Source organism: Flavobacterium cupreum, from assembly GCF_003996965.1.
Lineage (GTDB): Bacteria > Bacteroidota > Bacteroidia > Flavobacteriales > Flavobacteriaceae > Flavobacterium > Flavobacterium cupreum.
On record NZ_QWDM01000103.1, the window covers coordinates 1 to 389 of the forward strand.

At 51.7% G+C, this 389-nt stretch carries 1 protein-coding gene; it reads right to left on the minus strand.

Annotation, left to right across the window (positions count from 1 at the left end):
- Window positions 1–24 precede the first annotated feature (24 nt).
- Window positions 25–389 (minus strand): type II toxin-antitoxin system RelE/ParE family toxin (locus D0817_RS26800; protein ID WP_161568475.1); only part of this gene is annotated, 365 nt, incomplete at its 5' end.

Here is a 389-nt window from a genome sequence, read left to right on the forward strand (position 1 = left end):
CGTATCGCCGCCATGGCGCGGCTCTTAGGTTTCCTTGTGGCTGCCGAACTCTTTATCTTCGCATTCATGACAAATCTCCATTGCCGTTTTTGCCGCGACTAACTTAACCATCCCGGCCAAGCCCGCGACGCCATAGTTGGTCGACAGGTTCTTGAACCCGGCCAACTCGTCGGCATCCAAGTTATCCTTGTCGCTTTTGGCGAACATGTAGGCGAAAACCCAAAAATCCTTCGGCTTGGTCAGCACTATGGAGCGATTTCGATTTTGCTTGAGCCTTTTCTTCCAAACGTTACCGCCTAGGAGCCTGTCGGACTTAGGGAGTCGAAGCGAAAAAAGTGCTGGACGAGGACAGATTTTGACGATTTCGCAGTGCCAATAGCGAGCTATTG